The organism is Streptomyces sp. NPDC017936 (assembly GCF_044328485.1).
In the GTDB taxonomy this organism is placed as follows: Bacteria; Actinomycetota; Actinomycetes; order Streptomycetales; family Streptomycetaceae; genus Streptomyces.
In genome coordinates this window covers 82,036-94,508 of record NZ_JBIRHK010000020.1, presented here as the reverse complement: position 1 = coordinate 94,508, position 12,473 = coordinate 82,036, and the positions used below count along the sequence as shown (strand labels likewise).

At 73.4% G+C, this 12,473-nt stretch carries 11 protein-coding genes and 1 riboswitch; of the genes, 7 read left to right on the top strand and 4 right to left on the bottom strand.

The genetic code is table 11. From position 1 onward, the window contains the following. Positions 1-16 precede the first annotated feature (16 nt). Positions 17-1,213, top strand: coding sequence for a glutathionylspermidine synthase family protein (locus ACH4F6_RS33455; protein WP_397964123.1), 1,197 nt, complete (start codon positions 17-19; stop codon positions 1,211-1,213). Positions 1,214-1,424: 211 nt separating this feature from the next. Here the strand turns inward: ACH4F6_RS33455 and rocD are convergent, their stop codons facing one another. Then, positions 1,425-2,630, bottom strand: coding sequence for an ornithine--oxo-acid transaminase (gene rocD / locus ACH4F6_RS33450; protein ID WP_397964122.1), 1,206 nt, complete (start codon positions 2,628-2,630; stop codon positions 1,425-1,427). Positions 2,631-2,743: 113 nt separating this feature from the next. Then, a riboswitch (ZMP/ZTP riboswitch) is annotated at positions 2,744-2,830 on the top strand. Positions 2,831-2,874: 44 nt separating this feature from the next. On the opposite strand from rocD, the gene ACH4F6_RS33445 reads away from it, so the two are divergent. From ACH4F6_RS33445 to ACH4F6_RS33435, 3 genes are all read left to right on the top strand, one after another. Beyond that, on the top strand, positions 2,875-4,326 hold the full coding sequence (locus ACH4F6_RS33445) for a glycine hydroxymethyltransferase (RefSeq protein WP_397964199.1): 1,452 nt from the start codon (positions 2,875-2,877) through the stop codon (positions 4,324-4,326). A gap of 162 nt (positions 4,327-4,488) precedes the next feature. Continuing rightward, positions 4,489-5,502, top strand: a complete 1,014-nt coding sequence (gene trpS / locus ACH4F6_RS33440) for a tryptophan--tRNA ligase (RefSeq protein ID WP_397964121.1) — start codon at positions 4,489-4,491, stop codon at positions 5,500-5,502. Between the two features lie 169 nt (positions 5,503-5,671). Then, positions 5,672-6,250: a 2'-5' RNA ligase family protein gene (locus tag ACH4F6_RS33435; RefSeq protein WP_397964120.1), complete on the top strand. Its 579-nt coding sequence runs from the start codon at positions 5,672-5,674 to the stop codon at positions 6,248-6,250. Between the two features lie 36 nt (positions 6,251-6,286). Here ACH4F6_RS33435 and ACH4F6_RS33430 read toward each other — a convergent pair whose 3' ends face one another. Next, the gene (locus ACH4F6_RS33430; protein ID WP_397964119.1) at positions 6,287-7,042 is read right to left on the bottom strand and encodes a decaprenylphospho-beta-D-erythro-pentofuranosid-2-ulose 2-reductase; all 756 of its coding nucleotides are present in this window, start codon (positions 7,040-7,042) and stop codon (positions 6,287-6,289) included. Positions 7,043-7,077: 35 nt separating this feature from the next. After that, entirely contained in the window at positions 7,078-8,463 is a 1,386-nt protein-coding gene (locus ACH4F6_RS33425; protein ID WP_397964118.1) for an FAD-binding protein, read from the bottom strand. 133 nt (positions 8,464-8,596) lie between these two features. On the opposite strand from ACH4F6_RS33425, the gene ACH4F6_RS33420 reads away from it, so the two are divergent. From ACH4F6_RS33420 to ACH4F6_RS33410, 3 genes are all read left to right on the top strand, one after another. Further along, the gene (locus ACH4F6_RS33420) at positions 8,597-9,130 is read left to right on the top strand and encodes a phosphatase PAP2 family protein (protein ID WP_397964117.1); all 534 of its coding nucleotides are present in this window, start codon (positions 8,597-8,599) and stop codon (positions 9,128-9,130) included. Beyond that, positions 9,123-10,139 carry a decaprenyl-phosphate phosphoribosyltransferase gene (locus ACH4F6_RS33415; protein WP_397964116.1) on the top strand — a complete coding sequence of 339 codons (1,017 nt, stop codon included), beginning with the start codon at positions 9,123-9,125 and terminating at the stop codon, positions 10,137-10,139. The genes ACH4F6_RS33420 and ACH4F6_RS33415 overlap by 8 nt, the downstream gene beginning before the upstream one ends. A gap of 144 nt (positions 10,140-10,283) precedes the next feature. Beyond that, positions 10,284-11,198: a YihY/virulence factor BrkB family protein gene (locus tag ACH4F6_RS33410; RefSeq protein WP_397964115.1), complete on the top strand. Its 915-nt coding sequence runs from the start codon at positions 10,284-10,286 to the stop codon at positions 11,196-11,198. Here the strand turns inward: ACH4F6_RS33410 and ACH4F6_RS33405 are convergent. Beyond that, on the bottom strand, positions 11,152-12,429 hold the full coding sequence (locus tag ACH4F6_RS33405) for a D-alanyl-D-alanine carboxypeptidase family protein (RefSeq protein WP_397964114.1): 1,278 nt from the start codon (positions 12,427-12,429) through the stop codon (positions 11,152-11,154). The two genes, ACH4F6_RS33410 and ACH4F6_RS33405, sit on opposite strands and share 47 nt — an antisense overlap. Positions 12,430-12,473: the final 44 nt, after the last annotated feature.

Here is a 12,473-nt window from a genome sequence, read left to right as displayed (position 1 = left end):
CCCGCGAGAGCACGCCATGGAACGCCGCACGACAGACCCCCGCCCCGGCTGGCAGCAGACCGTCGAGGAGCAGGGCCTCGTCCACCCCCTCACCCGCCACCCCGACGGCGCGCTGCGCCCCTACTGGGACGAGAGCGCCTACTACGTCTTCGGCCTCGACGAGGTGGAGGCGCTGGAGGAGACCGTCGAGGAACTCCACCGCATGTGCCTCGCCGCGGCCGCCCACATCGTCGAGACCGACCGCCTCGCCGACCTCGGCATCACCGACCCGCGCGTCGCGGCGGCGGTCACCGAGGCCTGGCACCGCCGCGCCGAACTCCCCTCCGTCTACGGCCGCTTCGACCTGCGCTACGACGGCGGCGGCCCAGCCAAGCTGCTGGAGTACAACGCCGACACCCCGACCTCCCTGGTGGAGGCGGCGAGTCCCCAGTGGTTCTGGATGGAGGAACGGTTCCCCGGCGCCGACCAGTGGAACTCCCTGCACGAACGCCTCGTGGACGCCTGGCGCAAGCAGGCCCCGCTCCTCCCGCCCGGTGGTCCGCTGTACTTCGCGCACTCCCTCGCCGACGAACTCGGCGAGGACCTGATGACGGTCGCCTACCTGAAGGAGACGGCCGAACAGGCCGGCCTCGACACCGCCTGGATCCCCATGGAGGACATCGGCTGGGACCGCCTCTCCGGCCGCTTCGTCGACCACCGGCTCCGCTTCGTCCGCAGCTGCTTCAAGCTCTACCCCTGGGAGTGGCTGACCACCGACCGCTTCGCCGGCCACGTCCTCGACACCCTCGACAACGGCGGCGGCACGGGCACCACGCTGTGGATCGAGCCCGCCTGGAAGATGCTGCTGAGCAACAAGGCGCTGCTGGCGGTCCTGTGGGAGCTCCACCCCGGACACCCCAACCTCCTGCCCGCCTACCTGGACGGCCCGAGGGAGCTGGCGACGACGACGGGCTACGTCGCCAAGCCGCTGCTCGGCCGCGAGGGCGCCGGCGTCACCGTCCACGCACCCGGCGCGCCGGACGGCCCGGCCGCCGTCGTCCGCGAGGAGCCCTGCTGCTACCAGGAGCTGGCGCCGCTGCCCGCCTTCGACGGCAACCACGTCGTCCTCGGCGCCTGGGTGGTCGCGGACGAGTCCGCCGGCCTCGGCATCCGGGAGTCGTCCGGCCTGATCACGGACGAGTACGCCCGCTTCCTGCCCCACGTGATCCTCTGAACCCGCGGACCGGCCGCGCCGTTCCGGCCCGCGCGCGTCCGGACCACCCGGACGCGCCGGAACCCCGCGCCCACGGCACGCCCCGCAGGCCGGCCTCGTCCGCGGCACGCCGCGCCGGCCGGCACGACGTCCGCGCACGCGCCGTCGGCCGGCCCCGTCCCGGAAGCGTGACCGGCCGGTCCCGTCCCCGGCGTGCCCCGCCGCACGGGTCTCAGAGCCCGAGCACCGCCCGCAGCTGGTCCAGGCCCCAGTCCAGGTCCTCCTCGCCGATCACCAGCGGCGGCGCGATCCGGATCGTCGCCCCGCGCGTGTCCTTCACCAGCACCCCCCGGTCCATGAGCTTCTCGGAGACCTCCCGCCCCGTCCCGTACCGGGGCGCGACGTCCACGCCCGCCCACAGCCCGCGCCCGCGCACCGCCGTCACCCGCCCGGTGCCGGTCAACGCCCCCAGCTCCCGCAGCAGACGCTCCCCGAGCCGCGCCGCCCGCGCCTGGAACTCACCCGACCGCAGCATCGCGATCACCTCCAGCGCCACCGCGCAGGCCAACGGGTTCCCGCCGAACGTCGACCCGTGCTCCCCGGGCCGGAAGACCCCGAGGACGTCGGCGCTCGACACCACCGCCGACACCGGCACGATCCCGCCGCCCAGCGCCTTCCCCAGCACGTACACGTCCGGCACCACCCCCTCGTGCTCGCACGCGAACGTCCGCCCGGTCCGGCCCAGCCCCGACTGGATCTCGTCGGCGACGAACAGCACGTTCCGCTCCCGGGTCACCTCCCGCACCGCCGCCAGGTAGCCCGCCGGCGGCACCAGCACGCCCGCCTCGCCCTGGACCGGCTCCAGCAGCACCGCCACCGTGTTCTCGCTCACCGCCGCCCGCAGCGCCGTCACGTCCCCGTACGGCACGATCTCGAAGCCCGGCGTGTAGGGGCCGTAGTCCGCCCGTGCCTCCGGGTCGGTGGAGAAGCTGATGAGCGTCGTCGTCCGGCCGTGGAAGTTGTTGCCCGCGACGACGATCTTCGCCATCTCCGCCGGCACGCCCTTCACCCGGTAGCCCCACTTGCGGGCCGTCTTCACCGCCGTCTCCACCGCCTCCGCGCCGGTGTTCATCGGCAGCACCATCTCCATCCCGCACAGCTCGGCCAGCTCCGTGCAGAAGGCGGCGAACCGGTCGTGGTGGAAGGCCCGGGACGTCAGCGTCACCCGCTCCAGCTGCGCCTTCGCCGCCGCGATCAGCCGCCGGTTGCCGTGCCCGAAGTTCAGGGCCGAGTAACCCGCCAGCAGATCCAGGTACCGCCTCCCCTCCACGTCGGTCATCCAGGCGCCGTCCGCGGTGGCGATCACCACCGGCAGCGGGTGGTAGGTGTGCGCGCTGTGCTGCTCGGCGGCGGCGACGAGCGTTTCCGTGGTGCTCACGGGACCTCCAGGAGAGCGGCTGCCGGGTGGCCGCGGTGCGGCCGCCCTCCCTTCCTATCGTCGCTCGCATGGTGGACGCGGCACCTTCGCGCCCCGGCGCGCCCGGTAGGCTTTCGACAGGCCGTGACTGGCGCGCAGGGATGGGACGGACCATCGGGGAGCGGCCTGAGTGACGAGTGCCGTGCGCCTGGGCCAGACCGAGAACCGTGACCGCTCGCACGCCACGCCACCGGAGGCCGACGACATGTCAGAGCAGCAGCCCCTCTCCACCGAGTCCACCGCCTTCCGCGCCGCCCTCGACGTGATCCGCGCGGTGGAGCCGCGCGTCGCCGACGCCATCGGCCAGGAGGTCGCCGACCAGCGCGAGATGCTCAAGCTGATCGCTTCCGAGAACTACGCCTCCCCGGCCACCCTGCTGGCGATGGGCAACTGGTTCAGCGACAAGTACGCCGAGGGCACCGTCGGCCGCCGCTTCTACGCCGGCTGCCGCAACGTCGACACCGTGGAGTCCCTCGCCGCCGAGCACGCCCGCGAGCTCTTCGGCGCCCGCCACGCCTACGTCCAGCCGCACTCCGGCATCGACGCCAACCTCGTCGCCTTCTGGGCGGTGCTCGCCGACCGCGTCGAGGTCCCCTTCCTGGAGAAGGCCGGCGCCCGCCAGGTCAACGACCTCACCGACGCCGACTGGGCGGAGCTGCGCCAGGCCTTCGGCAACCAGCGCATGCTCGGCATGTCCCTGGACGCCGGCGGCCACCTCACCCACGGCTTCCGCCCGAACATCTCCGGCAAGATGTTCGACCAGCGTTCCTACGGCACCGACCCGGCCACCGGCCTGATCGACTACGAGGCCCTGCGCGCGAGCGCCCGCGAGTTCAAGCCGCTGATCATCGTCGCCGGGTACTCCGCCTACCCCCGTCTGGTGAACTTCCGGATCATGCGCGAGATCGCCGACGAGGTCGGCGCCACGCTCATGGTCGACATGGCCCACTTCGCCGGTCTGGTCGCCGGCAAGGTCCTCACCGGCGACTTCGACCCGGTCCCGCACGCCCAGATCGTCACCACGACCACCCACAAGTCGCTGCGCGGCCCGCGCGGCGGCATGGTGCTGTGCGACGACTCCCTCAAGGACCAGGTGGACCGCGGCTGCCCGATGGTCCTCGGCGGCCCGCTCCCGCACGTCATGGCCGCGAAGGCGGTCGCCCTCGCCGAGGCGCGGCAGCCCGCCTTCCAGGACTACGCCCGGCGGATCGTGGACAACTCCCGCGCGCTGGCGGAGGGCCTGACGCGCCGGGGCGCGACCCTGGTGACCGGCGGCACCGACAACCACCTCAACCTGATCGACGTCGCGACCTCCTACGGCCTCACCGGCCGCCAGGCCGAGGCCGCCCTGCTGGAGTCCGGCATCGTCACCAACCGCAACGCCATCCCCGCCGACCCGAACGGCGCCTGGTACACCTCCGGCATCCGCGTCGGCACCCCCGCCCTGACCACCCGGGGCCTCGGCACCGCCGAGATGGACGAGGTCGCCGGCCTCATCGACCGCGTCCTGACCACGGCCGAGCCGGGCACCACCAAGTCGGGCGCCCCCTCCAAGGCCGGTCACGTCCTCGACCCCAAGATCGCGGACGAGATCTCCCGCCGCGCGACCGACCTCGTGGCCGGCTTCCCGCTGTACCCGGAGATCGACCTGGGCTGACGCCTCCGGGCGGGAGCCCCCCGCCCCGGGGCCGCCGACGCCCCGGCTCCCCGTCCTGCTCCTCCCGCGCGGCGGTCCGGTCCCACGCCGGGCCGCCGCGCGGCGCGTCACGGCGCCGGGGACGTTTCAGGCCGCCCCCGGCGACCTGAGAGAATGGTGAACATGGCCAACGACCGACCCCGCGTGCTCTCCGGAATCCAGCCCACCGCAGGCTCGTTCCACCTCGGCAACTATCTCGGCGCCGTCCGCCAGTGGGTGGCCCTGCAGGAGTCCCACGACGCGTTCTACATGGTCGTCGACCTGCACGCGATCACGGTCCCGCAGGACCCGAAGGAGCTCACGGCCAACACCCGCCTGGCCGCCGCCCAGCTCCTCGCGGCCGGTCTCGACCCGGACCGCTGCACGCTGTTCGTGCAGAGCCACGTCCCCGAGCACGCGCAGCTCGCCTGGGTCATGAACTGCCTCACCGGCTTCGGCGAGGCGTCCCGCATGACGCAGTTCAAGGACAAGTCCGCCAAGCAGGGCGCCGACCGCGCGAGCGTCGGCCTGTTCACGTACCCGGTCCTCCAGGTGGCCGACATCCTGCTCTACCAGGCCCACGAGGTCCCGGTGGGCGAGGACCAGCGCCAGCACATCGAGCTCACCCGCGACCTCGCCGAGCGTTTCAACGGCCGCTTCGGCGAGACCTTCACGATCCCCAAGCCGTACATCCTGAAGGAGACGGCGAAGATCTACGACCTCCAGGAGCCGTCGATCAAGATGAGCAAGTCGGCGTCCACGCCGAAGGGCCTCATCAACCTGCTCGACGAGCCGAAGGCGACGGCGAAGAAGGTCAGGAGCGCGGTCACCGACACCGACACCGTCATCCGCTACGACGCCGAGAACAAGCCGGGCGTGAGCAACCTGCTCACCATCTACTCGACGCTGACCGGCACGAGCGTCCCGGAGCTGGAGCAGCAGTACGAGGGCAAGCTCTACGGCGCGCTCAAGACGGACCTCGCCGAGGTCGTGGTCGGGTTCGTGACGCCGTTCCGGGACCGCACGCAGCAGTACCTGGACGACCCCGAGACGCTGGACTCGATCCTCGCCAAGGGCGCCGAGAAGGCGCGTGCCGTCGCCACGGAGACGCTCTCCCAGGCGTACGAGAGGGTCGGCTTCCTGCCCGCGAAGCACTGAGGGCGCACGACCGCACACACGTTCCGCGGGCAGAGCGCTGCACATCACTTCTGCTGCGCCTGCCCACGGGACTGCCGTGGCCGTACAGTCGATAACCGTACGACCGGCCACGACCGGCACGAATCCGGCAGCATCCGGCAGCACACCCGGCACGACGACAGGAGACGACGTGGGGACCGTAACGATCGGCGTGTCGATCGCGGTCCCGGAGCCCCACGGCAGCCTGCTCCAGGAGCGGCGCGCGGGCTTCGGCGACGCCGCGGCTCACGGCATCCCCACGCACGTCACCCTGCTTCCGCCGACCGAGATCGACGACACCGTGCTGCCGGCCGTCGAGGCGCACCTCGGCGCGGTCGCCTCGGCGGGCCGTCCGTTCCCCATGCGGCTGTCGGGCACGGGCACCTTCCGGCCGGTGTCGCCGGTGGTGTACGTGCGGATCGTCGAGGGCGCCGAGGCGTGCGCCCGGCTGCAGGCGCGGATCCGCGACGCCTCCGGGCCCGTCGCCCGCGAACTGCAGTTCCCCTACCACCCGCACGTCACCGTGGCGCACGGCATCGACGACGCGGCGATGGACCGGGCGTTCGAGGAGCTCGCCGACTACGCGGCCCAGTGGTCCTGCACCGGGTTCGCCCTCTACGAGCAGGGCGCCGACGGCGTGTGGCGCAAGCTGCGCGAGTACGCCTTCGGAGGCCCCGTGGTGCCCCCGCAGGCCGCGCACGTCGAGCACGACCCCCTGTCCGCCCGGTAGCACGCGCCCCGGACGGGCGGCCCGGCCCGGCCGGCCTCAGACGGTCAGTCTCCGCAGGACGCCGCGGGGCAGGTGCCGCAGCACCGACATCACCACCCGCAGCACCCCCGGCACCCACACCGTCTCCGAACGGCGCCGCAGCCCCAGCTCGACGGCCGTGGCGACCGCCTCGGGGGTGGTCGCCAGCGGCGCCTCCTCGAGTCCGGCGGTCATCCTCGTCCGCACGAACCCGGGGCGCACGACCATGACGTGGACGCCGGTGCCGTGCAGCGCGTCGCCCAGGCCCTGGGCGAAGGCGTCCAGGCCGGCCTTGCTGGAGCCGTAGATGAAGTTGGCGCGGCGGGCGCGTTCGCCGGCGACGGAGGAGAGCACGACCAGGGAGCCGTGGCCCTGGGACTGGAGGGCGCGCGCGGCGACCAGGCCGGCCGAGACCGCTCCGGTGTAGTTGGTCTGCGCGACGCGGACGGCGGCCGCCGGCTCCCGCTCGTCGTGGGCCTGGTCGCCGAGCACACCGAACGCCAGCAGCACCATGTCGACGTCGCCCTCGGCGAAGACCTTGCCGAGCACGGTCTCGTGGGACGCGGGGTCGAGGGCGTCGAAGGGCACGATGCGCACCTCGGCGTCGAGGGCGCGCAGTTCGGCCGCGGACTGTTCGAGGGCGGTCGAGGGGCGCCCGGCCAGCCAGACCGTGCGGGTGCGGCGGGCGATCAGGCGGCGCGCGACGGCCAGCGCGATCTCGGACGAGCCGCCGAGGACGAGCAGGGACTGGGGGAGGCCGAAGGCGTCCTTCACGACAGCTCCTTGGGGACGGCCTGGAGGCGGATCGCCTACAGGGAGAGGCGGCGGGCGAGGTCGGAGGTGAAGATCCCGCGCGGGTCCAGCCGGGCGCGCAGGGCGCGGAAGTCGTCCAGTCGCGGGTACATCGCGGCGAGCAGCTCGGGCCGCAGCCGGGAGTCCTTGGCGAGGTAGACGCGTCCGCCGGCGGTGGCGACCTCCTCGTCGAGTTCGTCGAGGAAGGCGGCGAGGCCGGGCAGTCCGGCCGGGATGTCCAGGGCCAGCGTCCAGCCCGGCCGGGGGAAGGAGAGCCAGCCCGGGTCGGCCTCCCCGAAGCGCTTGAGGACGGCCAGGAAGGACGGGCATCCGCGGCGCGCGATGCGGCCCACGATCCGGCGCACGGCGTCCTGTTCGCCGTGCCCGACGACGAACTGGTACTGCACGAAGCCGCCGCGGCCGTAGACGCGGTTCCAGTGGGGGACGCCGTCGAGGGGGTGGAAGAAGGCGGACAGCCTCTGGATCTCGCCGGTCCGCGCGTGGGGGGCCCTGCGGTACCAGAGTTCGTTGAACAGCCCCACGGTCCGGCGGGTGAGCAGTCCGTCCGGGAGGAAGGCCGGGGCGGGCGGGAGGCGGGAGGGGCGGAAGGCGAGCGGGGCCCTGCGCGCACGGGCGGGCAGGGCGTCGAGGGGGGTGTGGTCGCCGCGGGTCAGCACGGCGCGTCCGGTGGCCGCGCCGCGCGCGAGGAGGTCGATCCAGGCGACCGAGTAGCGGTGGCGGTGGTCGGTGGCCGTCAGCCGGGTCATCAGGGCGTCGAGGTCGCTCACGCGTTCGGTGTCGACCGTCATGAACGTCGTCTCGACCGGCTGGAGGCGGACGGTGGCCGTGAGGATCACGCCGGTCAGGCCCATGCCGCCGGCGGTCGCGTCGAACAGGGGGGTGCCGCGGCCGACCGTGCGGACCGAGCCGTCGGCGGTGAGCAGCTCCAGCGACAGGACGTGGCGGGAGAAGGAGCCGGCCCCGTGGTGGTTCTTGCCGTGGATGTCGGCGCCGATCGCGCCGCCCACGGTCACGTGACGGGTGCCGGGGGTGACCGGCACGAACCAGCCCAGCGGCAGCAGGACCTCCATGAGGCGGTGCAGGGAGACGCCCGCGTCGCACAGGACGGTCCCGCCGGCGACGTCGACGGAGTGGATCCGGTCCAGGCCCGTCATGTCGAACACGGTCCCGCCGGCGTTCTGCGCCGCGTCCCCGTACGCCCGCCCCAGACCCCGGGCGATGCCTCCGCGCGGCCCGCAGCCCCGGACCGCGGCCACGGCCTCTTCGTACGTCCGGGGGCGGGTCAGCCGGGCGACGGAGGGGGCGGTGCGGCCCCATCCCGTGAGGGGCACGGTCGCGGGAGGGGCCCCGGAAAAGGCCCCGGCAGCGGTCTCGGCAGGCATGTCGGCGACCGTATCGCCCCTTTGTGACCGACAAGTTCAGAAACATTCGTTCCCTCACTGAAACGGGTGATTAATGGGATGTCGTCGGATATTGCCGGAGTTCCGGAGCGGTCGGCGTGAACAGTGGCTCTCCATGGACCGTCCCACGGATGACCTCGACCACCGCATCCTCGCGGCGCTCCACGCGCGGGGTGCGGATCCTCGTGTGGCCCGCGTCGCGTGCGCGCTCTCCCGGGCGGGCGAGCACGGAGCCCTGTGGCTCGCGGCGGGGCTCGCGGGCGCCGTCGTGGACGTCCCGCGGCGCGGCGCCTGGCTGCGCGCCACGGCGCTCACCGCGGGCGCCCACCTCGTCGGCTCGCTCGTGAAGCGGATCGTGCGCCGCCCCCGTCCCGTCCACGTCGAGCCGCTGGTGCGCACCGCCGGCCGGCACTCCTTCCCCAGCTCGCACGCGACCTCCGCGGCGGCCGCCGCCGTCGCCTACGGCGCCCTGGGAGTGCGGGGCGTGCCCCCGCTGGCCGCCGCGATGTGCCTCTCGCGCCTGGTCGTCGGCGTCCACTACCCCACCGACGTGGCGGCCGGCGCGGCGCTGGGAGCGCTCACGGCGCGCGCGGGAGCGCGCTGGGTGAAAGGGGGCGTGCGGGAGGTGCAGGGGGGAGCACATGACTGACGCCGTGCCCCTCGCCGGCACCCGGTGCCCCACCGCGTGCCCCCCGCCGTGCCCCGCCGCCTGCCCCCACCCGGACCGGCACCCCGGCACCCGCCGGCCGGCACCGCCCGGCACCGGCGCCCGCACCGGCACCCTCCTCGCCGGCCTCCTGCGCACCGCCCGACCCAAGCAGTGGGTCAAGAACGCCCTGGTCGTCGCCGCGCCCGCGGCCGCCGGACGGCTCTTCTCCTGGCCGGCGCTCACCCACCTCGCCCTCGTCTTCGCCCTGTTCACCGCCTGCTCCGCCGCCGTCTACCTGATCAACGACGCCCGGGACGCCGCCGCCGACCGCGCCCACCCCACCAAGCGGCACCGCCCGGTCGCCGCCGGACAGGTCCCGGTGCCCGTCGCCCACGCCGTGGGAGGCGCCCTCGCGGTCCTCGCGCCCACCGCCGCGTTCTGGCTCACCCGGCCCCCGGTCGCGGCCCTCCTGGCGGTGTACGTCGGCATGCAACTGGCGTACTGCGTCAGCCTGAAGCACGTCCTGGTCGTCGACCTCGCCGTCGTCACGACCGGGTTCCTGATGCGGGCCATGTCCGGCGGGCTCGCGCTCGGCATCCCGCTGTCGCGCTGGTTCCTGATCACCACCGGGTTCGGGGCGCTGTTCATGGTGTCGGCCAAGCGCTACTCCGAGGCCGTGCAGATGGCCGGCCGGGAGGGCGCCACGCGCGCGCTGCTCACCGAGTACAGCCCCGGCTACCTGCGCTTCGTGTGGCAGCTGGCCGCCTCCGGCGCCGTCCTCGGCTACTGCCTGTGGGCCCTGGAGGGGGGCGGTGTCCCGCACGCCGACCTCCTGCCCTGGCGCCAGTTGTCGATGGTCGCGTTCATCCTCGCGGTCCTGCGGTACGCCGTCTTCGCGGACCGGGGCACCGCCGGCGAACCCGAGGAGGTCGTCCTCGGCGACCGCCCCCTCACCCTGATCGGCGTGGCCTGGATCGCCATGTACGGGCTGGCGGTGGCCCGTTGGTGAGCACCGGCCCCACCGCGCGGGCGGCGTCCTCGGCGCCGGAACCGGTGTGACGCCGGCCACCTTTCGCGGTTCCGGGGTACACGGACAGGGGTGTCCGGTGCCGGGCGGAGCATCGGCCGGATCTCACGAGGGCAAGGTCGGATCATGGACTGGCTGAGGAAGCTCCCCGGCGTCGGGCCGTTCTTCGCGCGCCTGATGGCCACGCACGCGTGGCGGTCGTACGAGCGGCTGGACCGGGTGAAGTGGACGCGGCTGGCCGCCGCGATGACGTTCACCAGCTTCGTCGCGCTCTTCCCGCTGCTCACCCTGACCGCCGCGTGCGCCGCCGCCACGCTCAGCACCGAGCAGCAGGAGACCCTCCAGGACAAGCTCGTCGAGCAGGTGCCCGGCATCTCCGACCAGCTGGACGTCGCCGGCCTGGTGCAGAACGCCGGCACCGTCGGTCTCATCGCCGCCGCCGTCCTGCTGTTCACCGGCGTCAGCTGGGCGGGCTCGATGCGCGAGTGCCTGCGCGCGGTGTGGGAGCTGCCCGACGAGGAGGAGAACCCGGTCCTGCGCTACGCCAAGGACCTGGGCATCCTCCTCGGACTCGGCGGCGCCGTCCTCGCCACCCTCGCCATCTCCACCGTCGCCTCCGCACTGGTCGGCTGGGTGATCCGGCAGCTCGGCATCGCCGAGGCCGGCTGGGGCAGCGCCCTGCTGCGGACCGCCGCCTTCCTCGTCGCCGTCCTCGCCGACTTCCTGCTGCTGCTCTACGTCCTGACCCTGCTGCCCGGCGTCGAGCCGAAGCGCCGCCGCCTCGTCGTCTCCGCGCTGACCGGGGCGGTCGGCTTCGAACTGCTGAAGCTGCTGCTCAGCGGCTACCTGCAGGGCGTGGCCACGAAGAGCATGTACGGCGCGTTCGGCGTGCCCATCGCCCTGCTGCTGTGGATCAACTTCACCGCGAAGCTGGTCCTGTTCTGCGCCGCCTGGACGGCGACCGGCAGCGCGCCGGAGCCCGGCGCGGCCGGCGTCAGCGACGACGGCGTACCAGATCCGGCAGCGGCCAGCGGCGGTTGACCAGGAACGCGGCGCCCGCGAGCAGCACCAGCAGACCCCCGGCGACCGCCAGCGCGACGCCCATGCCGCCGGCGCCGTCCTCGGTCACCGCGCTCGCCACGGGCTTCTCGGCGACGTTCCCCGCGCCGCCGGCCTGCCCGGCGTCCCCGGACCCGGCGTCGTTGGCGCCGGGCTGCGCGCTCGCCTGCGCGGTGCCCTTCGGCGGGACCAGCTCGCCCACCGGCTGCACCTTCCCGGCGGCCTGGAAGCCCCAGTCGAACAGGGCGGCGGTCTCCCTGTAGACCTCGTTGTGGTCCGTCTTCTGCGGGTTCATCACCGTCACGAGCAGCACCCGGCCGTCGCGTTCGGCGACGCCGGTGAAGGTGGCGCCCGCGTTGGTGGTGTTGCCGTTCTTGACGCCGGCGATGCCCTGGTACTGGCTCATGTCGTAGTCGCCGGTCAGCAGCCGGTTGGTGTTCTGGATCTCGAAGGTCTCGCGGACCGTCTTGCCCTTCTTCTTCTTGGTCTCGCCGGGGAACTTCGCCGTCAGCGTCGAGCAGTACTCCCGGAAGTCCGCCTTCTGCAGCCCGGAGCGGGCGATCAGCGTCAGGTCGTAGGCCGAGGAGACCTGACCGGAGGCGTCGTAGCCGTCGGGGGACTCCACGTGGGTGTCGAGGGCCTGGAGCTCCTCGGCGTGCTCGTTCATCTCCGCCACCGTCTTGGTGATGCCGCCGTTCATCGACGACAGCACGTGCACGGCGTCGTTGCCGGAGCGCAGGAAGACGCCGAGCCACAGGTCGTGGACGGTGTAGGTCTCGTTCTCCTTTATGCCGACCATGCTGGAGCCGGAGCCGATGCCCTCCAGGTCCTGCGGCAGCACCTTGTGCTGCGTGGTCTTGGGGAAGCGCGGCAGCACGGTGTCGGCGAAGAGCATCTTCATGGTGCTCGCCGGGGGGAGCCGCCAGTGCGCGTTGTGCGCGGCGAGGACGTCCCCGGACTCGGCGTCCGCGACGATCCACGACCGGGCGGTCAGGTCCTTCGGCAGCACCGGCGCTCCGCCCGCGAGCGCCACCTGCGTCCCGGCCCGGCCGAGGCGGGCGCCGCCGACGGTCGACATGTTCGCCGGGGGAGTGGCCGACGGTGACGGGCTCGGGGCCGCCAGGGAGACGGGCGCGGTCAGCGCGAGGGACGCGAGGGTCGCGGAGACGACCAGCAGGGAGCGCCTGACGGTCTGCTTCAAAGGTGCGGGCACGACGGAGAAAGTACCTGGCGGGCGACGGGAAGTCCCGCCCCCCT